The 660-nt window shown below is 36.2% G+C and carries 2 protein-coding genes; both read right to left on the bottom strand.

Annotation, left to right across the window (positions count from 1 at the left end):
• Positions 1–125: 125 nt before the first annotated feature.
• Complete coding sequence (locus DW965_RS18910; RefSeq protein ID WP_119198687.1) at positions 126–437, bottom strand: hypothetical protein; 312 nt, start codon at positions 435–437, stop codon at positions 126–128.
• Positions 421–660, bottom strand: a 240-nt coding sequence (locus tag DW965_RS18905) for a helix-turn-helix domain-containing protein (protein ID WP_243036695.1), incomplete at its 5' end; no start/stop codon positions are given. The genes DW965_RS18905 and DW965_RS18910, both read right to left, overlap by 17 nt.

Below are 660 nucleotides of genomic sequence, written 5' to 3'. Positions count from 1 at the left end.
CGCAAATACGCCATTTTTGCGAAAGCCCATGACACAAAAATGACACATTCAGATCTTAGCACATTGTGTCTATCCTGTCAAATAAAAAACCGCGTCAATTTTTGACACGGTCTTTTGTACGTATATTATTTGTTTTGTCTATATTTCTTTATCCGTTTTGCGTTTTCAGAAATGTTTTCATTATATGCAGGTCTTACCCTCGGTAAATAGGCATGAACTGTCGTTTCTGCATAACCAGTTATTTTAGAAATTTCTTTTGCATTTTTTCCTCGATCATACAAATTCAAAATAATTTCATGAGTATCATTTGCAACAATTCCATACGTAGATAATACCTTTGCTATTTGTTGCCAATTATACCCAGTAATTTTATGCACACCTGTTATTGATTGTTTTTCTTCCCACGCCGATAAAATTTTTTCATCTTTTAAATTCATATAGTTTCTCCCCTCTTATTTTATCTTGTTCAACAACTCTTTCCAACAAATTCAGCACATACGACGGCAGCTTTCTTTCTCCACTCTCCCAGTGACACAAGGTCCCTTTCGGGATCCCATACCGTTTGCAGAAAGCTCCTTGTGAAAGTCCGGAGCGTTCTCTTATCTCTTTAATCGTCATAACTTTCTTCCCCGTCTTTCTTCGCCATCCACTCTTTATTTT

It is taken from the genome of Blautia sp. AM47-4 (genome assembly GCF_003479865.1).
Classification (GTDB): Bacteria; Bacillota; Clostridia; order Lachnospirales; family Lachnospiraceae; genus Fusicatenibacter; species Fusicatenibacter saccharivorans.
Note: the sequence above shows the minus strand (reverse complement) of the source record. Positions and strands in the feature narration are given on the sequence as shown.